The sequence below is a fragment of the Streptomyces sp. NPDC045956 genome, assembly GCF_056430705.1.
Genome location: NZ_JBWKKZ010000005.1, coordinates 13,593 through 35,332 on the forward strand (window position 1 = coordinate 13,593; position 21,740 = coordinate 35,332).

At 72.3% G+C, this 21,740-nt stretch carries 18 protein-coding genes and 4 pseudogenes; 10 read left to right on the top strand and 12 right to left on the bottom strand.

Annotated features, from left to right (window positions below):
* Positions 1 to 62: 62 nt before the first annotated feature.
* The 3 genes and pseudogenes from AC07FV_RS14800 to AC07FV_RS14810 all read left to right on the top strand — a co-directional run bounded on the left by AC07FV_RS14800 (position 63) and on the right by AC07FV_RS14810 (position 3,206).
* A complete protein-coding gene (locus AC07FV_RS14800; protein WP_479087398.1) occupies positions 63 to 1,262 on the top strand; it encodes an NAD(P)/FAD-dependent oxidoreductase in 1,200 nt (399 codons plus the stop codon).
* Positions 1,263 to 1,441: 179 nt separating this feature from the next.
* Positions 1,442 to 1,571, top strand: a pseudogene (locus AC07FV_RS14805) (IS110 family transposase); the annotation flags it as partial.
* Positions 1,572 to 2,357: 786 nt separating this feature from the next.
* Positions 2,358 to 3,206 (top strand): SDR family NAD(P)-dependent oxidoreductase, encoded by an 849-nt coding sequence (locus AC07FV_RS14810; protein ID WP_479087400.1) that lies wholly within the window; start codon positions 2,358 to 2,360, stop codon positions 3,204 to 3,206.
* Between the two features lie 650 nt (positions 3,207 to 3,856).
* On the opposite strand, the gene AC07FV_RS14815 is transcribed toward AC07FV_RS14810, so the two are convergent.
* On the bottom strand, positions 3,857 to 3,976 hold the full coding sequence (locus AC07FV_RS14815; RefSeq protein WP_479087402.1) for a hypothetical protein: 120 nt from the start codon (positions 3,974 to 3,976) through the stop codon (positions 3,857 to 3,859).
* Between AC07FV_RS14815 and AC07FV_RS14820 the strand changes: the two are divergent.
* A pseudogene (locus tag AC07FV_RS14820) lies at positions 3,975 to 4,631 on the top strand (DUF6236 family protein); the annotation flags it as partial. The gene AC07FV_RS14815 and the pseudogene AC07FV_RS14820 sit on opposite strands and share 2 nt — an antisense overlap.
* A 139-nt stretch (positions 4,632 to 4,770) precedes the next feature.
* Here the strand turns inward: AC07FV_RS14820 and AC07FV_RS14825 are convergent.
* Positions 4,771 to 5,151 (bottom strand): hypothetical protein, encoded by a 381-nt coding sequence (locus tag AC07FV_RS14825; protein ID WP_479088044.1) that lies wholly within the window; start codon positions 5,149 to 5,151, stop codon positions 4,771 to 4,773.
* A gap of 1,142 nt (positions 5,152 to 6,293) precedes the next feature.
* Entirely contained in the window at positions 6,294 to 7,433 is a 1,140-nt protein-coding gene (locus AC07FV_RS14830; protein ID WP_479087404.1) for a PucR family transcriptional regulator, read from the bottom strand.
* Positions 7,434 to 7,521: 88 nt separating this feature from the next.
* Between AC07FV_RS14830 and AC07FV_RS14835 the strand changes: the two genes are divergently transcribed.
* From AC07FV_RS14835 to AC07FV_RS14850, 4 genes and pseudogenes are all read left to right on the top strand, one after another.
* Entirely contained in the window at positions 7,522 to 8,577 is a 1,056-nt protein-coding gene (locus AC07FV_RS14835) for a ferredoxin reductase (protein WP_479087405.1), read from the top strand.
* Positions 8,578 to 8,584: 7 nt separating this feature from the next.
* Positions 8,585 to 9,703 (top strand): fatty acid desaturase family protein, encoded by a 1,119-nt coding sequence (locus tag AC07FV_RS14840; protein ID WP_479087407.1) that lies wholly within the window; start codon positions 8,585 to 8,587, stop codon positions 9,701 to 9,703.
* Between the two features lie 82 nt (positions 9,704 to 9,785).
* A pseudogene (locus AC07FV_RS14845) lies at positions 9,786 to 10,311 on the top strand (NADPH-dependent F420 reductase); the annotation flags it as partial.
* 301 nt (positions 10,312 to 10,612) lie between these two features.
* Positions 10,613 to 11,035, top strand: a complete 423-nt coding sequence (locus tag AC07FV_RS14850) for a DUF6281 family protein (protein WP_479087409.1) — start codon at positions 10,613 to 10,615, stop codon at positions 11,033 to 11,035.
* A 34-nt stretch (positions 11,036 to 11,069) separates the two neighbouring features.
* Here AC07FV_RS14850 and AC07FV_RS14855 read toward each other — a convergent pair whose 3' ends face one another.
* The 5 genes from AC07FV_RS14855 to AC07FV_RS14875 all read right to left on the bottom strand — a co-directional run bounded on the left by AC07FV_RS14855 (position 11,070) and on the right by AC07FV_RS14875 (position 15,607).
* Positions 11,070 to 11,237 (bottom strand): hypothetical protein, encoded by a 168-nt coding sequence (locus AC07FV_RS14855; protein WP_479087410.1) that lies wholly within the window; start codon positions 11,235 to 11,237, stop codon positions 11,070 to 11,072.
* Between the two features lie 25 nt (positions 11,238 to 11,262).
* Entirely contained in the window at positions 11,263 to 11,718 is a 456-nt protein-coding gene (locus tag AC07FV_RS14860; RefSeq protein ID WP_479087412.1) for a DUF5707 domain-containing protein, read from the bottom strand.
* Between the two features lie 372 nt (positions 11,719 to 12,090).
* Positions 12,091 to 12,225 carry a hypothetical protein gene (locus AC07FV_RS14865; protein ID WP_479087414.1) on the bottom strand — a complete coding sequence of 45 codons (135 nt, stop codon included), beginning with the start codon at positions 12,223 to 12,225 and terminating at the stop codon, positions 12,091 to 12,093.
* Between the two features lie 139 nt (positions 12,226 to 12,364).
* Positions 12,365 to 13,921, bottom strand: coding sequence for a PP2C family protein-serine/threonine phosphatase (locus AC07FV_RS14870; RefSeq protein ID WP_479087415.1), 1,557 nt, complete (start codon positions 13,919 to 13,921; stop codon positions 12,365 to 12,367).
* Positions 13,922 to 14,740: 819 nt separating this feature from the next.
* Positions 14,741 to 15,607 carry an alpha/beta fold hydrolase gene (locus AC07FV_RS14875; RefSeq protein WP_479087416.1) on the bottom strand — a complete coding sequence of 289 codons (867 nt, stop codon included), beginning with the start codon at positions 15,605 to 15,607 and terminating at the stop codon, positions 14,741 to 14,743.
* A 105-nt stretch (positions 15,608 to 15,712) separates the two neighbouring features.
* Here AC07FV_RS14875 and AC07FV_RS14880 point away from each other — a divergent pair, with 105 nt between their 5' ends.
* A complete protein-coding gene (locus AC07FV_RS14880) occupies positions 15,713 to 16,192 on the top strand; it encodes a CGNR zinc finger domain-containing protein (protein ID WP_479087418.1) in 480 nt (159 codons plus the stop codon).
* Between the two features lie 450 nt (positions 16,193 to 16,642).
* Here AC07FV_RS14880 and AC07FV_RS14885 read toward each other — a convergent pair whose 3' ends face one another.
* From AC07FV_RS14885 to AC07FV_RS14900, 4 genes and pseudogenes are all read right to left on the bottom strand, one after another.
* Entirely contained in the window at positions 16,643 to 17,272 is a 630-nt protein-coding gene (locus tag AC07FV_RS14885) for an MMPL family transporter (protein WP_479087419.1), read from the bottom strand.
* 254 nt (positions 17,273 to 17,526) lie between these two features.
* A pseudogene (locus AC07FV_RS14890) lies at positions 17,527 to 18,700 on the bottom strand (macrolide family glycosyltransferase).
* 77 nt (positions 18,701 to 18,777) lie between these two features.
* Complete coding sequence (locus AC07FV_RS14895; RefSeq protein ID WP_479087421.1) at positions 18,778 to 19,431, bottom strand: CatB-related O-acetyltransferase; 654 nt, start codon at positions 19,429 to 19,431, stop codon at positions 18,778 to 18,780.
* Between the two features lie 115 nt (positions 19,432 to 19,546).
* The gene (locus AC07FV_RS14900; RefSeq protein WP_479088019.1) at positions 19,547 to 21,016 is read right to left on the bottom strand and encodes a DHA2 family efflux MFS transporter permease subunit; all 1,470 of its coding nucleotides are present in this window, start codon (positions 21,014 to 21,016) and stop codon (positions 19,547 to 19,549) included.
* A 151-nt stretch (positions 21,017 to 21,167) separates the two neighbouring features.
* Between AC07FV_RS14900 and AC07FV_RS14905 the strand changes: the two genes are divergently transcribed.
* Positions 21,168 to 21,734: a TetR/AcrR family transcriptional regulator gene (locus AC07FV_RS14905; protein ID WP_479087422.1), complete on the top strand. Its 567-nt coding sequence runs from the start codon at positions 21,168 to 21,170 to the stop codon at positions 21,732 to 21,734.
* Positions 21,735 to 21,740: the final 6 nt, after the last annotated feature.

A 21,740-nucleotide genomic window follows, 5' to 3' on the forward strand; every position in this document is an offset into this window, starting at 1 on the left:
GCGTAACCGCGAAGAGGGACCCCGATCCGAGGGCTCGGGGACTGACAGGCAGGGGCAGGAACATGACCGCGATCCGCAAGCACCGCATCGTCGTCCTCGGAGCCGGCTACGCCGGAGCGGCCGCGGCAGGCCGCCTCGTCAAACGGCTGCACCGCGAGGATGTCGACCTCACCCTCGTCAACGACCAGCCGGACTTCGTCGAGCGGGTCCGCAACCACCAGCTGGCCGTCGGCCAAGACCTCAAGGACCGCCCCTTCGACGCGATCTTCGCCGGCTCCGGTGTGGAACTGAAGATCGCGAAGGTGACCGGGGTGGACGTGGACCGCAAGGCCGTGACCGCAACCGGTGCGGCGGGCGAGGAGGAGCTCGGGTACGACACGCTCGTCTACGCCCTCGGCAGCCGCTGGAACGACCACGGCGCGCAGGGCGCCGTCGAGCACGCCCACGAGGTGGCGAGCCGGACCGGTGCGCTGCGGCTGCGGACGCGGCTCGCATCGCTCACGCCCGGCCGGAAGGTCCTGGTCGTCGGCGGCGGGCTCACCGGCATCGAGGCTGTGACCGAGATCGCCGAGACCCGCCCCGACCTCGACGTCGCCCTCGCCGCCCGCGGTGAGCTGGGTGACTGGCTGAGCCGCAAGGGCGCCGCGCACCTGCGCAAGGTCTTCGGCCGGCTCGGCATCACCGCCTACGAGCACACCGCCGTCGCCGCCGTCGAGGCGGACCAGGTGAAGACCGCGGACGGTGAGGCGATCGCGGCCGACGTGACCGTGTGGACCACCGGCTTCGCCACCCACCCGATCGCCGGGGCCAGCGGTCTTCAGGTCACCGAGGGCGGCCAGATCGTGGTCGACGCGATGATGCGCTCGGTCTCGCACCCGGACGTGTACGCGGTCGGCGACGCGGGCTACGCGATGGGCGCCAACGACAAGGCGCTGCGGATGTCCTGCGCCACCGGCATTCCGATGGCCTGGCAGGCCGCGGACGCGATCGTGTCGGAGCTGACCGGTCGCAAGCAGCCCAAGGTGCCGCTGCGCTACTTCAACCAGTGCATCTCGCTGGGGCGCGGGGACGGCCTGATCCAGTTCGTGACCGCCGACGACACCTCGGTGGAGCGGGTCCTGACCGGCCGGACGGCGGCGCGCTACAAGGAGCTCATCTGCAAGGGCGCGGCCTGGAACGTGGGCAATCCGGGAGCCACCGTGCTCGCGCGCGGACGGCGCGTGGTGCGTGGGCGGGCCGCGGTGGAACAGGCCGCCGCCTGAAGCCGCCCGGCGGACGTCACGCAGGAGCGGATGTCACGTAGCGGCGGACGTCACGTAGTGCCCGAGACGGACCCCGAAGGATCCGGCTCCTCCTGTTGTTGATGATCCGGGGGGTGTCACCAGGCCCGGAGGCGTCGACAGACCACTGCTGAACAGACCACTGCTGAAGGGCACCGGCTAACACCGAGCCCACGCTCCGCGAGCTGTTCGCCAAGCTGAGGCGAGCACGGGACGGTACTGGTCGTGGTCGACCAGCCGGCCTCGATCGGGGCCCTGCCGTTGGCGGTCGCCCGGGACATGGGCTGCCCGGCCTGACGATGCAACGGATCGCCGGCCTTTGCCCAGCCCGCGGCTCCCTGACCCTGGCCGCCTGCGACCGCGCCCCCGGCCACAGCGTCAGCCTCGGCACCGGGCAGCAAATCTCCATCGGCGACCTCGCCACGGCACTGATCAACGCCTCCGGACTCGACGCGGGGATCGTCGTCGACCAGAGCCGACTGCGTCCCGTCGGCAGCGAGGTGCAGCGGCTGCACAAGGTCCTCCCCTGCGTCTTCCATCCGGCTTCACCGTCATCGGGGCCGACGCGCCCCAAGCAGCCGCGCAGTGCGGCCTGTTCGAGACCGCTCCCGCCGCGGCGCGCGAGAAGGCACCGGCCTGGCGGCGGCACGTGCGGGAAGCCGAATGCGGGCAGCCCGGCGGGCCCGGCGGCGAAGGGACCCTACGACCGCACTACGACCCACAGCGGCACACGCCGGCCCGGCGCGAGCAGGCCAAGGCCGAGGAGCTGACCGCGCTGGGCTGTGGCCGGGTGTCGCGCACCACGGTGCAGCGCATGCGCCTGGCCTACCGCAAGCAAGGACTGTGTGGGCTCCTCGACCACCGCACCTTCACCGTCTCAGCAACGCCATGCCGGGAGTCGCCAGAACGATCGGCGGCCCCGGGGCGCAGGCCCCTGACGCTGTCGAACGCCCCCGGCATGCACCGGAGCGCCCCCGCGTGAGGGGATGACCGTCGGCGCTCTCGCGCCAACCATGGGAGTGGGCCAGGACCGGCGCCATGGAGGCGAGGGCCGTCGAGAGCGTGCGGGAGGCAGCGATGGGGCGACGTTGGCTGGTGACGGGGTGCTCCTCGGGACTGGGCCGGGCGCTGGCCGAGGCGGCGGCGCGGGAGGGGCACGAAGTGGCGGTCACCGCGCGCGACACCGCCGCCCTGGACGACCTGGCCGCTGCCTGGCCCGGACGGATCGTCCCCCTCCCGCTGGAACTGCGCGACGCCGCCCAGTGCGAGGATGCCGTCCGCACCGCCGCCGACCGCCTGGGCGGGGTCGACGTCCTCGTGAACAACGCGGGCGCCGGCCTGTTCGGCGCGGTCGAGGAGGTCTCCGACGTCGAGCTGCGCGACCAGCTGGAGACCCTGGTCGTGGGCCCCTGGCGGCTGGTCCGCCTGGTCCTGCCGCTCATGCGCGCCCAGGGATTCGGGCACATCGTCAACGTCTCCTCCCTGGCGGGCCGGATGGCGTTCCCCGGGCTGGGCGCGTACGTCGCCGGGAAGTACGCCCTGGAGGGTATGAGTCAGGCGCTGGCCGCGGAGGTGGGCGGCCAGGGCGTGCGAGTCACCGTGGTGGAGCCCGGCGGTTTCGCCACCCGTTACGGGACCTCGCTCGCCGAGTCGGGCCGCCGGCTGCCTGAGTACGCCGCGGTCACCGCCGAAACCCTGGACGCGGTGCGCGGCATGGCGGGCGACCCCGCCACCGGACGGCCCCAGGACTTCGCCGCCCGGATCCTCGCCATCGTCGGCGCCGACGTGCCCACCCCGTTGCGTGTCCCGGTGGGGGATGACGCCTACGCCTACCTGGAGATTGCCGAGCAGGCCGCCCGCGAGGAACTCGCCGCCGCCCGCGCCCTGGTCGGGGGACTGTCACCGCTGCCGTCCGTCACGCCGTAGGAGCCGCGCCGCGCACCGCCGACCATATGACAGGGGGGGCACGGCCTGGTCGGTCCCCAGAAGCGGCGCAGCGGTGCCGACGCAAGGAAGCAGGGGCGGGTCGGGACCGGGTGCGGCCGCGGTGAGCATCACGTCCGGCAGTGTCCAGGTCACCCGGGATGGCTTCCACGGCCGTCGCCCGATTGGCTCTGTTCACGAGAACGGGTTCTGGCACGAGTTGTGTGACGCGGGCGCACGTTCCACGACGGCCCTGTGCCTGCCTAGTAGATGTGGTCGTCGGCGCGTTCATCCTCGGGCGTCCGTCGGAGACGCCACGCACCGAAGGCGACCCCAAGAGACCCGCCCATGAGAGCTGCCGCTCCTGCCCACACGCCGCTGGTCGAGAGCGCCGCAGCGAACAAGCCGGCCAACAGGGCGCCCACCAACAGGTACATGACGACGATGAAGCACGCAGCGAGGTAGCGATTCCTCAGAGGCGTCATGCCACCTTGCATGAGGTCCTCCTGTCCCCTTCGGCTGGTTCCCTTCTCGCATATCCCCGAACGTTCACGACAATCCGGTTCACGGGTTCACGTCACAGGAGTTGAGCCAGTGCCCGTCCTCGTGAACAGAGCCACCCGATCGATCCCGTGAAGGCCAGCCTCGCCCGTTCACAGGCAGGCCAGTCGATGACGCGCAGTTCGACGTCCGGCTGGCAGTGCCCGCAGGCCCGCGGCGAGCAGGCGCCGTGCCTCGTCGCGGTCGACGGCGCGGCGTCGCGCGCCCGCCATGGGGCAGTCCCCGGCGTGTACCTGTACTGGCGGGCGCCGATCCCCAGCTCCACGATCCACTCTGGGGGGGCGCGGGGCGGTTGCGGTGGCCGTGCTCCTCCTCCCCCTGGCATGGCGGGCGTCCTGCTGGGCAAGGCCGCGGTCCCCGCCGACGCGCGGGAAGGGCTGGCCCCGCGGGTGGGCGCCCTGTCCGTGCAGTGCGTGCTGCCCGACCGCCTCGGCACGGTGCCCGTCGACCGGATCGTGCAGCTGCGGACCCGCTACGAGGCGGAGTTCCACCTTCAGCGACGCGGTGGAGCGGACCGCGCACACCCTCCGGGAGACCGTGGGCGACGTCGGCAGCCGGCAGGCACTGGAGATGCACCTGCGCGAGGCGGTGCACCGTGACTTCGAGATCCAGGTGGACGAACTGCGCAAGGTGATGAACGGCATCGGGCTGCAGACCATCACCACGGCCGCCGGCAATAGCTTCGAGATGCCCGCCTCAGTCGCCCTGGCCGGGGCGGCATCCGGCGTGGCGGTCGGCACCGCCATGGGCACGCTGGCCGGCGCCGTCGGCACGGCCGCCGTCGCGGCCTTCGGCGTCGTCACCGGGGCACGGCGGCAGGCGGACGCGGCCCTCGCGGCGAACCCGGCCGGTTGCCTGCTGCGCGTCGAACGCGGGCTGCGGCCCGCCACCTTGTGGGGTCGACCGGGCGCTGCGCCGCGGCGTGGGAGCGGGCGTTTGACCGCGGGCGCCTGGCGCTCTCACGGCCGCGGGACCGCCAGTCGGTCTCGCGGCCGCGCGGACCGGGTCAGTCCGCGTGAACGAGGATCAGGACCAGGGCCGCGAACGGCACGGTGGTCGCGCCGAGCAGGGTCAGGGCCGCCGGGACCGCCGCCGTCAGGCGCTCCCTGCCCCGGCGCCGGCCCGAGCGGAGGACCAGGCGGGCCAGGGCGGGCGGCAGGGCCACGAGGGCGAAGAGGACCACCGGAACCGCGACCCGGCGGAACACGGTAGTGCCCGCGTCGGTGACCAGGTGCAGGCTGGTCGTGCCGAAGACCACGGCCAGGGCGGCCAGGAAAACGAGGGAGAGGGCTGACGCCACGGCGACGGTCAGCCCTTCGGTCAGCCGCTCGGCGCCCGCGCGTTCCCGGCGCACCCCCGCAGCCCCGCCGTTCCCGCTGTCCCCCACGACCGTCCCCCCGTTGCCGCCGTCCGTGCCGCCAGGGCCCCGGTCGCATGGCGCCGCTCCCACCGTGACCGGCGGAAAGCGACGGCACCGGGGCGTGCGGCCACGGAGACGATGATCCCATGACCCGCCGGCCGCGCCGCAGGCCGGTGCCCTTGCCGTGGAACCCGTGAAGGAGGCCGCCTGCTTCAGCGGGCACGCAGACCGGAATCCGGCGAGACGTCCGGACGCCGCTCGCCGGACCCCGCGCGTCCTGCTGGAGTACTAGCCGTATCGGCGGCCTTCGCCGCGGCAGCAATGGTGTCCGCACCGGTCGGGTTGTGCCGGAACCAGGGCCGTGTGCCAGGCGGCTGCGATGCTGCTGCCGATCGCCGTCCGAGCCCGGGTGGTAGGGGCTGGACGCCGGCCGGGTCGGTCAGGTCGGCGGACCCGGCCGCTGCGATTAGTCCGGCCTCCCTGATCGGGGTCTCGGTCTGGCGCCGGTGGTCACACGTCTCGCACAGCGTGGCCGCCTGGTCCTGCCCGCAGTCCTCGCACGGCAGAGCCTGGCGCACCGCCTCGGCGGCCGCCCCTGGCGCTCGCGTTCCGCCCGCTCCCGAGCAGCCGCACGGACGGCGTGTGACGGCGGGCCTGCTGCGCCCGCGCGGCGGGGGCGCCCTCGAAGCGGAGCGGGACTCGACCGTGGTCTGCGGCCGCGGAGTCTTCCCGTCCCCGGTGGAGGTGTTGCTGTTGGCCGGGCCGATGACGTCCGGGGCAACCACACTGAAGATCATCGTTTCCCGTCGGGCACACGGCGCCCACCGTGAATGCGCGCGAGCCCGTGTTCCGTTCGAGCGCGCGTAGGACCGCACTGAAGGCATGCAGACCTGCCCCTCATCGCAACTTCCCCCGCACCAGGACATGCTGACAGCAGCCACTGACAGCACGTCAGCAGGTCAGCAGGTCAGCACTCGTGGTGATCAGGGAGGGGGGACAGGTCAGGCCGGACATGACGAGGGCTGCGCGCCCGTCTCGGTGCCGGGCGGGGCAGAGGTGGTTCTTCGGGCGAGTGCGGGGGTGGGGGTGCCGTGCTTCGGGTCGATCGCGCCAGGGAGTGCCGGGCCTGTCTCGTCGTCGGCGACTGGGCAGTTCCCGCCGCGTAGGCGTCAGCTGACCGGAAGGCCGACCGCCAGCGTCAGTTCAAGGACCCGGTGGGGCGATGCGAGGTCCGGAAACACCTCCCGCAGCTGCGACATCCGGTACCGGACCGTCTGGGGATGGACGAACAGCGCCGCTGCCACCTCGTCCCGCCTGCCCTGGTGCAGCAGCCACGCCCGCAGCGTCTCCTCCAGCCGCCGTGCGGTCGCGGCGGGCAAGGTCCGCAACGGTGCGAGAGCTCGGGCACGTAGGTCTGCGAACGCGTCCGCGTCGGCGCTCAGCACCAGTTCGGGCAGGTGGTCCTCGGTGTCGCGGATATCAGGGGAGAGGGAGCGCGCGCGTACGGCTCGTGCGTACGAGGCGGACGCACGAGTCCACGGCCGGGCCGGGCCGACCACGGCGGTGCGGTCGGTCAGCTGCCGCAGGAGATGTGATCGGTCGGCATCGGGGACGAGCAGCACACCGGTGGCGTCCGGCAGGTCGTCGAGGACCAGGGTGCTCGGGTCGAGCGCGCGGTAGGCGGGCCGGGTCTGGGCGGTGGGCAGCAGGACCGCGGTCAGCGAGACCGGAGGCTGCCATCCGGCCCGTTGAGCAGAGGCCAGCAGCACGTCCGGGCTCGCGCCGGCGAGGAGGTCGCGGGCCAGGTGTTCGAGGTGGCGCTCGTGGGCCCTGCCCCGGGCGGCCAGTTCGTCGGCGTGGCCCGCGGCGCTCGCGGCGGAGAGCTCGTCGATGTAGGCGAAGGTCAGCTCGGCGAACTTGGCGACCTCGGCGGCGGGCAGACCTGCGGGTACGGCGCCCGCTGCCAGGCATCGCCAGGCCACGCGGGCGCCGACGCGGTAGGCGCTGAGCAGCGCGTCCATCGAACGGCCGTCGCGCACCTCGCCGCGGCCCAGCTCGTAGGCGGCGTCACCGGCGTCGCCGCCCGTGGCGCTCCCGCTCGCGAGGTCCAGGTAGTGCCCCAGGGCGGTGCGGACGGCTCGGCGGATGGTGGCGCCCATGTGGCCGGAAAGGGCGTTGGCGTAGGGAGGGACCTCGTCGATGATCGCCTGGACGACCTCGTCGGCGGTGGTCTTCAGCGCGGCCCGAAGTGCGGTGACCGTCGTCTCGTCCAGAGCCAGTTCGCTGGCCCTCCGGATCACATGACTCACGTTTTTTGTTCCCTGCGAACAATTCAGCCGACCAGATTCACATCCTGCGGTCAGGACTTTACGCCCTGAGACGCAGCAAGCTGGAGTCATGACGAGTGCAGCCCTCCGCAGCAGGGCATGGAAGCTGCTGGAGATGGTCACGACGCCGCTGCTGCCGTCGGACTACCTCGACCTGGTCAGCCCGCTGCGTGCGGGCGCTGACCTGCGTGGGCGCATCGAGGCCGTACACCCCGAGACGGGTGACGCCGCGACTGTCGTGATCAGGCCGGGGCGGGGCTGGCGCGGCCACACAGCCGGTCAGTACGTGCGGATCGGGGTCGACGTCGACGGGGTGCGCCTGTGGCGTGCCTACTCCCTCACCTCGCCGACCGACCGCCGGGACGGCCGCGTCACGATCACCGTGAAGGCGATCCCGGACGGCAAGGTCAGCAACCACCTGGTCCGCAGGGCGAAACCGGGCACGCTGATCCAGCTCGACCAGCCGACCGGTGACTTCGTGCTGCCGCAGGCCAAGCCCGCCAAAGTGCTCTACCTGACGGCCGGCAGCGGCATCACGCCCGTGATGGGCATGCTGCGCGACACCGAGTTCGACGACGTCGTCATGGTCCACTGCGCGCCGCAGCCGCAGGACGTGATCTTCCGCAACGAGCTGCACGACCTGGTCGCGGCCCGGAAGCTGCGGCTCACCGAGGTGCACACCGACACGGAAGGCATGCTCGACCTCACCCGCCTCGACGAACTCGTGCCCGACTGGGCCGAGCGCGAGACCTGGGCTTGCGGGCCCGCGGGCCTGCTCGACGCCGCCGAAGAGCACTGGACCGGGCACGGCGTGCAAGAGCGCCTGCACACCGAACGCTTCCGCCCCGCCATCGTCGTCACCGGCGAGGGCGGCGAGGTCACGTTCAGCGCCACCGGCAAGACCGTGGACGCGGACGGGGCCACGCCGTTGCTGGACATCGGCGAGGAGGCCGGTGTGCTCATGCCCTCCGGGTGCCGGATGGGCATCTGCTTCGGCTGCGTCACGCCGCTCAAGGCGGGCGCCGTCCGCGACCTGCGCACCGGCGAGATCACCGAGGCCGAGCCGGGCGTCCTCATCCAGACCTGCGTGTCCGCCGCGGCGGGCCCCTGCGACATCGAACGGTAGGAGCACCTTGACCGCCATCGACCCCACTGCCCACCTGTCCGCGGAGCAGATCGAGGAGCTCGGCCGCGAGCTGGACGCGATCCGCGACGAGGTGATCGCCGGCCGCGGCGAGAAGGACGCCGCCTACATCCGTAAGGTCATTGCGGCGCAGCGCAAGCTCGAGCTGGTCAGCAGGGGCGTGCTGCTGTTCTCGATCTTCCCGCCCGCGTGGCTGCTCGGCACCGCAGGTCTGTCCGTGGCGAAGATCATGGACAACATGGAGATCGGCCACAACGTCCTGCACGGCCAGTGGGACTGGATGCGAGACCCGAAGATTCACTCCACCACCTGGGAGTGGGATCACGTCTCGCCGTCCGAGCAGTGGAAGCACTCGCACAACGAGCTGCACCACACGTATACCAACGTGATCGGCAAGGACAACGACCTCGGCTACGGCATCATGCGCGTCGACGAGGACCAGAAGTGGCACCCGTTCCACCTCGGCCAGCCGCTGTGGAACTTCATCAACGCCTGCTTCTTCGAGTACGGCATCGCGGCGTACGACCTGGAACTCGGCAAGAACCTCAGCAAGCGCCGCCGCAGGGACCCGGAGTTCCGCGCGCGGGCCAAGGCCGTGGGCCGCAAGATCCGCAGGCAGGTGCTCAAGGACTACGTGATCCACCCTGTGCTGTCGGGCCCGTCGTTCCTTCCCACCCTCGCCGCCACGTTCACCGCGAACCTGGTCCGCAACCTCTGGTCCCACTCAGTGATCATGTGCGGGCACTTCCCCGAGGGCGTACAGGTCTTCGAGCGCCGGTCGATCAAGGGCGAGACGCGCGGCCAGTGGTACCTGCGCCAGATGATGGGCTCGGCGAACATCAGCGGCAGCAGAGCCATGCACTTCATGACCGGCAACCTGTCGCACCAGATCGAACACCACCTGTTCCCGGACCTGCCGAGCAACCGGTACGCCGAGGTCGCGGTGAAGGTGCGCGCGCTGTTCGACAAGTACGAGCTGGAGTACGTCACCGGCCCGCTGCCCAAGCAGGTGTTCTCCGCGTGGCGCAAGGTCTTCCGCCTCTCGCTGCCGAACAAGAAGCCCCAGGCCAAGACGCCGGACCGCGAGCAGGAACTCGTCGCGGCCTGATTCCCGGTATCGGTTCAGATCTCGGCCGCGCCGGGTTCGGTGAGATCCGCTGCGGACGGTGGCGGCCGCGGCATCAGACCTGCGCATCGGAGGCAGCGCGAAGCCTGCCGGCCTGCGCGCGGCGGCCGAGTCCGGTCAGGTGGTGCTGGCCGCGCTGCCCTTCGGGGCGGGAGCAGAGGTGGCGCGGGAGCTGCGCGCGGCCCTGGAGGGCAAGGTGCTGCTCGACTGCTCCGGCCCGGTCGGGCCGGGCTTCCGGCTGCTGACGCAAGGAAGCCCCTCGGCCGCGCAGCAACTGGCCGCGGCGGCACCGGGGGGTCCACGTGGTCAAGGCTTTCAACCTCTGCCACGAGGACGTGTGGCGCATGCGGCCGCCGGTCTTCGGCGGACGACCACTGGCCGTGCCGGTCTGCGGGGACGACGAGACGGCCCTGGCGCGTGTACGCGAGTTGGTGCGAGACGTGGGCTGTGAACCCGTGGCCGGCGGCGGTCTCGAACGGGCGGGGCTCGTGGAAGCGACCGCCGCGCTGTTCATCGCGCTGCGGGTCGGCGAGGGAGCGGATGCCCAGGCGACCGCTCCTCCGCTGGCGTACGCGGCCGGACCGAGCCACCAGAAGTCGGTGGGCGGCACGGGGGCTTTCCGTCAGGGATTCCTACGCGCAGGCCGGCCCACTCCAGCCGCTGGGTCCTCACGGCCGGCGCCGTCGTCTCCCTCCTCGAAGCCAGCGTCCTACCGCCTCCCGACGTTGGACTGTGCACGGAGGGCTGGTCCCCCGTAAGTGGAGCGAACCGGTTCGCCTCGGGCTCCGTCATGGTCATGAATGATCGGCAGCCGCGCCCGGAGTCCGGGCTCTCCAGACGTCACGCGGCACCGGTGAGACGGAGCGAGCACACTCCAGAAGGAGCCCACTGATGCGTATCAGCAGCTTGAGCCGACGCAGCGAGGCCACATCGACGTGGTCGCGGCGGCTGCCGTGGTACCCGGGCGTGATCGTGGCCGCGCTGATGACCGGCTGCGCGGCGCAGGGAGGCGGCGGGGAGGCGGAAGGGGTATGTGCGATCGCCGCCCTGTACGAGGGCCGCACCTACACGCAAGTGGCCGGCATCGACTTCGCCGTCGGCAAGACGCTCGGCCCCGCCGAGTTGCCGCCCTGCGATGACACACCGGTCGGCGATGACGCCGCAGGGCACGAACCGACCACGGCCTATGCCGTCGACGGCTTGGATCCACGTATCGCCCTTGCGATTCGGTACACCTCGGGCGAGGACATGCTCCTTGCAGTCCGGTCCGGTGGCAGTCTGCCTCGGGAGGTCGGGGCACTGATACAAGGCTGAGGGCCGTCCCGCGACCGGGTTGGCTGGGCCGGGCTCAGGAGGTTTCCGAGGTGGAGGCGTGATCCGCTGTCGTCCGGGTGGCGAGGATCAGGTCTGCGGCCCGTTCGAGCTGGTCGCGCTGGGAGCGGAGGTCCAGGGCGCCGAGACGTACGACGATGTGCCGAACGCCGGCGGCGATGTACCTTCTGAGGCGCTCGATCACCTGGCCGGGCTTGGTGGGAGCAAGCTCAGTCGACGGTGAAGGTCGTGGTCTTGTCGTCGAAGGCGGTGTCGCCGTTGTCCGCCGTGGCGAGGGTGGCGACGTGCCAGCGGCCCCCGGGGGACTCGGCGGCCTCGGCAGCGGTCACCGTGACCTTGTAGGTGCAGCGGGCCGTGTCGTCACCGGCGGGCTTGCACGTGGCCGACTCCACGGCGGCCAGTTCCTCCTCGGTCAGCGGGTTCTTCGCAACGAAGGGGGAATCGGCGGGCCAGGCCAGTACTTTGAGACTCTTGACGCCGGAGGCCGCCGTGACCTCGGTCGTGAAGGTGAAGGAGCCCTCGCGGTCTGCGGCCGGGGCCGTGTAGCGGGCGGTGCTGTTGTTCAGGGCGGGCGGCTGCTCCTCGGCGTGAGCCAGGGCGAACGCTCCGGCGCCCCCGAGGACGACGAGTGCGGCGGCCGAGCCCAGAATGATGCGTCGAGACATGCCAGTTCTCCCCGTGATCGTGTCAGCTTCAGCGGTGCGCTTGACTGCGCCGCCGCCTCAATGGTCACCGCGCGGGGCAGCCCGGCCGTGAGTAGGCATACTCAACTGCGGGTGAGGACTTGGGCTCCTGGTCTGCCTCTTCGCGCAATTCGCCCGTGCGCGGGCTCTACGCGACCGGCCGCCCGCCGCAGGGACACCCAGGTGACGAGGGAACCCCGCCGGCCCGCAGCAGCAGTCCTTCCGCTCGATGGACAAGTCACCGAAGGCCGCCAGGCACCGGACCCTGTTGGGGGTTTGGGCAGGGGAGGGTGTGGGCTGTCGGGCCGACGCCCCCCTCGTATGCCTCGGCCCGCGGCGACGCCGGGCGGAAGGTCAGGCCGAAGGCGGGGCGGAGGCGGTGGCGGTGGCGGTGGCGGTGGCGGTGGCGGTGGCGGTGGCGGTGGCGGTGGCGGTGGCGGTGGCGGTGGCGGTGGCGGTGAGGATCGGAGCGGGCCGTGTCCGGGGCATGTGTCTGATGCCTTCCACCCGGCCACCGGATGTGTGCCTGTCTGCTCCGTCAGCGCAGGTCTTGCCGCGGCGCAGCGCTTGCGAGGCCCCGGCCCGCCACCGGCATACCGCACCCGCGCAGCCCCTCCCCCGCTGCGCGTCAGGGCAGGCAGCGCACGGCCAGGAGGGTGGCGTCGTCGGTCTGCGGTGACTCGGACATCGCCCGCACCACGTGCTCGGCGTAGGTCTGCAGTCCTCCCGCCCCGGGACGGAGCGAGGTGCGTGCGATCCGTTCGGCCCGTTGCCGCAGCAGTTCGGTGTCCGCGTCGATGTCGCTGCCCCGTCGTTCGACGAGGCCGTCGGAGTACATCAGTACGACGTCCCCGGCGGCCAGGACCGTCTCGACGGCCGTGTAGCGGGCGTCCGGAACCACGCCCAGGGGCAGCCCGGTCGCGGCCGGCGTCAGGGAGAGCACCCGTACCCTGCCGTCGCGCAGCAGCAGCGGAGGCGGGTGTCCGGCACTGACCCAGCGCAGCAGGCGGCGCTCCGGCTGGTAGGCGCCCACGATGGCGGTGGCGGTGGACTCGGGTCCGTCGTCGTGGGCGACGTTGCTGAGCCAGCCGGTGAGGTGTTCCACGGGGTGGGCGGTGAAGGCGAGGCCGGCCAGGGCGTAGCGGAGCTTGGCCATGAGGGTGACGGCGGCGAGACCGTGGCCCCGGGCGTCGCCGAGTGCCTGGGCCCGGTCCCGGGCGCGCGTCGCCTCCCGTTCGGCGTGCTGGGCACGGTGGCGGGCGAGGCGGTCGGCGGTGACGTCCCTCATCACGCCCCGTACCGCCCACACGGGTCCCCCGGGCCGGAACACCGGCTCGGCGAGCAGGCGAAGGACGCGGTGGTGCCGGGCCGTCAGGCGCAGATCGCACTCGGCGGTCCGGCCGCGCAGCAGAACGTCGTAGAGCACCTGGTAGAGCGACTGTGCGCCGGTGTGGTCGGTCATGGCGGCCACGTCGACGAGGCCGGGCAGCGGGGCGTCGCGGTCCAGGCCCAGGACGTGCCGGACGCCGAGGGAGGCGCGGGGCCGCTGGCCGGTGAGGTTCCACTCCATCCAGCAGGTCCGGGCCAGGTGCTGTGCCGCCCGGGCCAGGGCCTGCCGGTTGCCGCGCTCCCAGGCCACCAGGAGGTGGTGCGGGCCGCAGCGCGAGACGCGTACCTCAGCGCTGACCCGGGCCACGTCGCCGTCGGGAGCCCGCAGCGCGAACTCCACCACGGCGGGGCCCTGCGCTTCACCGCTGCGGTACGCCTGGGCGAGCATGCGGGGCAGCGCCGAGTGCGCCAGCTCCGGGAACCGCCCGAACAGCGGGACTGGTGGTCCGGACCAGTCCGGGAGGACAGCCGGGGGGAGCACCGTCGTGGAATACCGCAGGGCGGCGTCGTTGCGCCCCAGGTACCAGTAGTCCCGTACGGAGCCGTCCTGACCGAGGTCCGGTGTGACGAGGAGTGCCGGCATCGGGGTGGCGTCCATGACCTGCTGCCACCCCGGCTCGGGCAGGGACGGCGGAGCGGCGCCGGGACCTTGCACGGGGGCCGCGGGCCTGTCGGCGGGGCCCTTGAAGTCGGTGATTCTGCGGCGCTGTTCGGCGAGGAGGTCGGCGACGACCGTGAGGTCCCGGTGATGGGCTGCTTCCTCACTGCCGCCACTCACACCGGGTGCAGGGGACATGCTCGCTCCGCCTTTCGCGGGCCGGGAAGGCCGAACACGCACGGCCCTGGGCCGATCTCGCCCGTGCCTGCGCACGGCAGGCGCGAGAGCCTTCTCGAGGGCGGGCCCTCGACAAGTTCGTCTCGTCTCTACCGTGCGGTGCACCCCGCCCAAACAGCACTGGCGTACGGCCGGGGCACCCGTCTCCCGCAGTCCCCGCTGCTGGGGGGGGTGCCCTGCGCCGCCACGGTCCTCAGGTGCACGGGCTGGGCGAGGTCCTGCGGGTGCGGACCTTGACCCGGCTCGGTGTCGACGTGCGGGTCGGTGTCGGCCCGAGGGTCACCGTTGCCGCTACCGCCTCCGCCTCCGCCTCCGCCTCCGCCTCCGCGGAAGTCGACCCGCCTGGCGGCGTCCTCACCATCACCCCCGGCCAGGCGGCCGGCTGGCGGGCCGCCGCTGCCGGTCGAGGCCCTGCACGGCCGGCCCCCGCCCTGTCGCCCCCCGGGCCCTGCCCGCGGCCGCCGTCCGCGCCGGACTCCTCGGCCTCGTGAGGCAACCGGCCCGCCTGCTGCGCCGCCGCGGCCAGGCTGCCCGTGCCCTGTCGCTCATCGGGACGAGGTGACGACTTCCCCGGCGCGGCCGTGACGCCGGACAGGAGGGCGAAGTCCACGACCGGGGGCGGTGACCTGTGCGCGGATCACCGACCGCCGAGCGGGAACCGGAGCCGGGCAGGGGCCGTCGCTCTTCCCGGCCGGCGCCGGGAGCGTACGACGTGGGGATCAGCAGGGTCGGGGACCGGCGCGGCGGCCTGCGAAGGCCCGTTCCCGGCCTCGCCCGTCCTTATCCCAGCACTCGCCCCAGGAAGCCGCGCAGGTATCCCGCGACGACGTCCAGGTGGCTCTCCAGCAGGAAGTGACCGCCGTTGACCAGGTGCACTTCTGCGTCCTTGGCGTCGCGGGCGAAGGCCCGCGCGCCGGCGGGGCCGAAGATTTCGTCGTTGCGGCCCCACACGGCGAGCACCGGGACCTCGCTGGTGCGCAGGAACTCGTGCAGCAACGGGTAGAGAGGGCGGTTGTTCCGGTAGTCGCGGAACAGCGCCAGCTGGACCTCGTCGTTGCCCTGGCGGGAGACGAGGGCGAAGTCGTGCTCCCAGGTGTCCGGGCTGACCAGGCTCGGGTCGGGCACGCCGTGCACGTACTGCCAGCGAATGGCCTCGGCGCTCAGCGCGACGCGGACGGCGGGTTCGGTGTCGGGGCCGGGGTCTGCCCCGTAGGCCCAGAGGTCGGTCCAGAACGATTCGACGAAGCCGTCCTCGTAGCCGTTGCCGCTCTGTGTGACGAGGGCGGAGATCCGTTCGGGGTGCTTGAGCGCGAGGCGCCATCCGATGGGGGCGCCGTAGTCCTGGACGTAGAGGGCGTAGCGGTCCAGGCCCAGTTGGTCGAGCAGTCCGGAGGTGATTTCGGCGAGGGCGTCGAAGGTGTAGGTGAACTCCCCTGCGAGGGGGGCGTCGGAGTGGCCGAAGCCGAGGTGGTCCGGCGCGATGACGTGGTAGTCGTCGGCCAGGAGCGGGATGAGTTCGCGGAACATGAAGGAGCTGGTCGGGTAGCCGTGCAGCAGGACGATCGCGGGGGCGTCGGCGGGGCCGGCTTCGCGGTAGAAGATCTCATGACCGTCGACGGTGGCGGTCCGGTGGTGCACCGAGCTCATACCTAACCCCTTAAAGTCATTGATGTGGTTAGTTTTGTGCCATGCAAGCACGGGCGGGCTAACCTGTCAAACGGTTGTATCCGGTTAGAGGGGAAGGGGTGGCCGATGGACACCTTGCTGGACCTGCTCAACAGCAGGCCACTGGTCAACGGCGAGGAACAGGACGCACTCGGGGACCCGGCCGGAGGCAGACGCTGGGCGCGCGAGCACGGCGGCGAGGGCAGTCTCGCGGAACTGGCGCTGCTGCGCGAGACGCGGGACGTCCTGCGGGACGTGGTGCGAGGAGAAAGCTCGCCCGCCGCGCTGAGCCCGCTGCTCGAAGGGGTCCAGCAGATTCCGGAGATCACTTCCGAGGGTCTTCAGTGGGTGCTCAGGACTCCCCCGCACGCCCGGCTGGCCGTCGAGGTGGTTCTCGCCTGGGCCGCCGCCGAGAAGCAACTGCCCGGCCGGCTGCGCCCCTGCGCCAATGACGAGTGCAGGCTGTTCCTGATCGACCGCAGCCGCGCCAACCGTGCCCGCTGGTGCTCGATGGCCGCCTGCGGCAACCGCGAGAAGGCCCGCCGCCACTACGAACGCACCCGCTGACCCGCGTCCTCCACGGGCAGACCTTCCGCGCCCGCCTCGGGTTCATCCCCGCGCCCGCCCAGCGGGACTACGGCGGTCCCGGGCCCGACCGCGTGCGCGCCGTTGCTCAGTGGCGGGCGACCTGCTGGACGAGGACGTCACGGCCGGCGTACGAAGAGGCCCCGCCCCTGAGGACACCTCGACCTCACCGACGCGCGAGGAGGGGCAGGCGGTTCAAGGCCTTCTGCCCCCCGGACTGGCGCAGGCCCTCAGCCCTCGTCGGCGTCCTCGTCGTCGCCTTCGCCTTCGCCTTCGGAAAAGACGCCGACCGCCCCTGACAGCCGCCTGACACGCATGCCCGCTGCCCGCTGCCCGCCCGCCGGGGTCGAGCGCAGAGGACTCGGACCACGAGAATTTGGCATGCCCGGCGGGCCCTGTGCGGTGCAGCGGGATCGCGGTGGCCGGACGCCGTCAGGGCCGCCGGGACAGCGGGCGGGTCTCCGTCCGCTGTTCTCCCGGTGGTGAGGTGTCGCGGCCGGTCACGTCCCGCCGGCCTCGTGCCATGCGCACCGGCCACCACATTCCCCGGCCCAGCAGTGCCGCGGCCGCCGGGACCAGCAGGAGTGACACGACGAAGGCGGACAGGAGGATGCCCAGGGCCGTGGCGAAGCCCAGTTGACGGGTGGAGGGATCCGCGTTCACCGCGAGGCTGCCGAAGGAGGCCGCGAGGACCACGCCTGCCGTGGCGACGGCCGGCGCCGTGTGCCGTACCGCCCGGGCCACGGCGGCGCGGACGGGGCCCCCGTGGGCCATCTCCTCACGCAGACGGTCGCTGATCAGGATGTTGTAGTCGGTGCCCAACGCCACCACGAACAGGAACAGCACCAGCGGCAGGACGAAGGTCACGCCCGCCTCGCCGCCGATGTGCTGGAAGACCAGCGCGGAGGCACCGAACGTCGCCGCGAAGCACAGTCCGACCGCGAGCATCAGCACCACAGGCGCCGCCAGGCTGCGCAACAGCACCAGCAAGATCAGCGCGATCAGTGCCGCCGCCACCGGGAACACCGTCCGCAGGTCCTGGTACGAGACGGGCCTGGTCACGGCGCGGCGAGAGGCGTAGGGCCCGGCTGCGGCAGCGGAAGGCCGAGCAGGTCCGGCACGTCGATCACCAGGTGACGTGCCGAGCGCACCGCACGCGCCGGGCGGGAGTTGAGCGGTGACGGTGGAGCAGGCGCTGCCCTCACCGGTGTCGCGGGCGGCGGCGCCCGCGGCTTCGACCATCCTCTGCGCCGGCTAGAGGATGCCGGGCTGCTCGGTACTGGTCGCCGACGGACATCTTGGGGCCGCGGCCTCACTCAGTGGGCGGGGTCCTGGGCGGTGGCCAGTATGTTTTCGATGAGGTCGGCAGCGTGCGGGGTGCCGCCCTCGGCCCGGGCGGCGCTCTGCAACCGCTGGGAGCGGTCGACGCGTTCGGGATCGGTGAGCAGGTCGTTCAGCGCGGTGCGGAGGGTTTCGGCGGTGGCGTCGGCGGTGTCCACACGGCGGGCGACGCCGAGTTCCACGAGCCGGTCGGCGTTCATGAACTGCTCGGCTGCCTGCGGCACGGCGATCATGGGAACGCCGGCGAGGAGCCCTTCGCCGCAGCCGCCCATGCCGGCGTGGGTGACGAAGGCGTCGGCCTGTTCCAGGATCGCCCGCTGCGGGACCCAGGAGTGCACTTCGACGTTGGCCGGGGGGGGGCCGAGTTCTGCGGGGTCGGTGTACTGGCCGATCTGGAGTACGACGTGCAGGCCGGGCAGGTCGCCGAAGGCGGCGACGCACTGACGGTAGAACTCGGGCCGGCGGGTGTAGGCCGAGCCGAGCGAGATCGGCAGCACGTGGTCCGCGTGCGTCGGGCGGGTCCAGGCGTCGGTGTCCGCCCGGGTGTCGAAGCAGGGGCCGACGAAGGTCACCGCGCCGGTGTCCACTCGGTCGGCGTGCGGCTGCATGGCTCGCGGGATCAGGGCGAGGGCCCGGGCGGGCGGGCGGGCCGGAGAAGGTGTCCACGTCCGTGGTGGTCGCACCGCACTCGGCGAGCCACGTTGCGAACCGTGCCCGGTAGGCGTCGGCGCCCGGCAGCTTCCGCAAGTGCGCCGCGATGTCCTCCTGGTAGCCGTCCCAGGCGACGAACGTCGGGGACAGCTGCACGAGGGGGCGGCCCTGTGCTTCGGCGAGGGCGCGTGCGGCATAGGCGCCGATGTCGTAGAGGTACAGGTCGGCCGGATCGTCGTCGTAGGCGGCGCGCAGTTGCGGCAGGGCCTGGACGGCGTCGTCGAGGAAGAGGCCCGCCGCGGCGATGGGATCGGCGGGCCAGTCGTTGTCGGCGACGGGCAGCGTGGAGGTGCAGGGCACCGGCTCCGCGCCGGCGGACTCGATCCGGTCGGCCACGAACGGGTCGTTGGCGTAGGTGACGCGGTGCCCGCGGGCCGCCAGCTCACCGATGAGCGCCAGGCTGGGCAGGACATGGCTGACGATGGGGACGCCGACCATCGCGATGTGGGCGCGGCGGCGGGGCACGGGCGATCACTCATTTCCGGCGTTGCGGGCGGTGGGGCGGGGTCGCGGTGTCAGGACCGGTCGATCTGCGCGGCGGCCTGCTCGAGGTCGGCGACGGTCCCGGACATGACCGTCCGTAGGTGTTCGGTGAGGAACTGCACGGGCCAGTCCCACCACGCCACGGCGAGGAGGCGGGCGATGTCCGCTGCGTCGTAGCGGGTGCGGATGAGCCGGGCCGGGTTGCCGCCAGCGATGCCGTAGTCGGGGACGTCTGCGGTGACGACGGCGCCGGCGGCGATGACCGCGCCGTGGCCGATGGTGACGCCGGGCATGACCGTGGCGCCGTGGCCGAACCACACGTCGTTGCCGACGACCGTGTCGCCCCGGCCGGGCAGGCCGGTGATCAGGTCGAAGTGCTCCGCCCAGGAGCCGCCCATGGTGGGGAAGGGAAAGGTGGAGGGGCCGTCCATGCGGTGGTTGGCGCCGTTCATGAGGAACCGGGTGCCCGTCCCCAGGGCGCAGTACTTGCCGATGACGAGCCGCTCGGGGCCGTAGTGGTAGAGGACGTTGCGTGTCTCGAACGCGGTCGGGTCGTCCGGGTCGTCGTAGTAGGAGAAGTCACCGACCTCGATCAGCGGCGACTTCACCAATGGTTTGAGCAGGACCACGCGCGGGTGCTCGGGCATCGGGTGGAGGACGGTGGGGTCGGCGGGAACGGGCGGCATCGTGGAGGTGGTTCCTTTCCGGGGGGACCTGGAGCGTCGTCCTGGTGGGTGGCGGGAGGTGCTCCGCCGGAGGGGCTGGTGGCGGGACATCTTCCGGCCGAGGCGGTTGTCGTCGTCAACTGCTCTTCGCGGGTGCCGCGTTCAGGGTGGTGGCCGTTTCCGGGCCGGTGGAAGACGGCGGGGCCGCGGAGCTCTGCGCGGGCTGGGCACCGGCCAGCCACAGGCCGGTGAAAGCGGCGGTGGCCAGGGTGACGGCGCCGGCCACGGCGAAGGCGCTGTCGAGGCCGGCCCCGAAGGAGGCGCCGCCGGACTGCCCGGTGCGCACGACAGCTCCCAGTACCGCCACGCCGAGCACCGCGCCGATCTGCCGGGCGGTGCTGCTGATGCCCGAGGCGAGGCCGCCTTCCTGCGGGCCGACCGCCTGGATGGCGGCTCCCGTCAGCGGGGACAGGGTCAGGGCGAAGCCGATGCCGACGGCTCCCAGCCGCCAGCACACGTGCGCGTAGCCGGTGTCGGCGTGCACCATGCCGAGCGCCAGCAGTCCCAGGCCGGCCAGGGCCAGGCCGGTGGTGACCACGGTGCGCAAGCCGTACCGGGAGGCGAGCCGGGCCGCGTACGGGCTGACGATCACCATGGCGAGGGACACCGGCAGGGTCTGCAGGCCGGCGCGCAGGATGGAGCTGCCCTGTACGTGCACGAAGAACTGGGAGAAGAAGAACGACGAGCCCATGAGCGCGAACCCCACCACGGTCATGGCGGTGTTGGCCACGGTGAACAGGCGCTGCCGGAACAGCCGCAGCGGCAGCATCGGAGCCGGGCGGCGCGCTTCGACGGCGACGAAGGCGGTCAGGAGGAACACCGCGGCGGTGAAGGCGCCCAGGATCACCGGGGACGTCCACCCGCGGGCACCGCCCTCGATCAGCCCGTAGGCCAGTGCTCCCACCCCCAGGACGGACAGCGCCGTGCCGGGAATGTCGATCTTGGGGGCGCTGGGGTTGCGGGTCTCCTCGAGGCTGCGCAGACCGGCCAGCAGAAGGAGAACGCCGATGGGCACGTTGACCAGGAAGACGGCGGGCCAGCCGAAGGCGTCCGTCAGAACGCCGCCGGCCACGGGGCCTGCGGCCAGGCCGATTCCGCTGAGTCCGGCCCACAGTCCGATCGCCTGGACACGTTCGCGCGGCACGGGGTGGGCGGCGGCGAGCAGGGCGAGCGAGGCGGGGCTCAGGGCCGCGGCCCCGATGCCCTGCAGCACCCGGCCGGCGATCAGCCAGCCGAGCGAGGGCGCGAGGGCGCACACCACCGACGCGGCGGTGAACACCGCAACGCCGCTCAGGTACACCCGCTTGCGGCCGAACCGGTCGGCGAAGACACCGCCGGACAGCAGCAGCATGGCGACCAGCAGGACGTAGGCGTCGACGATCCACTGCAGACCGGTCAACCGGGTGTGCAGCCGCTGCTGCATGTCGGGCAGTGCCGCTCCGACGATCGTGTTGTCGAGCAGGACCATGAACTGGCCCAGGCAGGTCACCGTGAGCAGCACAGCCCTCTTGGATCGGCTGCCTACGGTCGCAGGCGGTGCAGCGATGGGGGTCCCCCTCGATCGGTGGTGGCGGCCGGCCGCTTTCGACACGGGTGACGGGAGCGACGGGCACCCTAAAGCAGCCGCTGACTGCTTTAGGCGACTATAGGAACGGCCGCCCCGCAAACGCAAGTGACGGCTGCGTTAAGGTGGGGGCATGAACGAACGACAGCCGGCCCGGCGGCCCGGCGGGCGCAGCGCCCGCGTCGGCGCGCAGGTGCACCGGGCCGTCACCGAACTGATCAGTGAGCGCGGCTACGGCAGCTTCACCGTCGGCGACGTCGCGGCCCGCGCGGGCGTGGCCGACAGCAGCATCTACCGCCGGTGGGGCGACCTGGAGACCCTGCTCACCGACGTGGCCCTCACCCGTCTCAACACGCAGTCGCCGATGCCCGACACCGGGAGCCTGGCCGGCGACCTGCGCACCTACGCGGCCCAGGTCGCCCGCGAGATCACCGGACCCGACGGGCCGGCGGTGCTGCACCTGGCCGTCGCCCTGTCGAGCAGCGGCCAGCAGGGCATGCGGGCCGGTGCCGGCCTCCGCGCCGAACGCACCCGCCAGCTGCAGTCCATGCTCGATCGCGCCCGCGACCGTGGCGAGCGCGCACCCGACGCGTCCGACGTGCTGGACCACATCCTGGCCCCGATGTACATCCGCGTCCTGTTCGGCATGGCCCCGCTCACCCCGGACTACGTCGAAGGGCTGGTCGACCGCCTGCTGTGAGCGCGA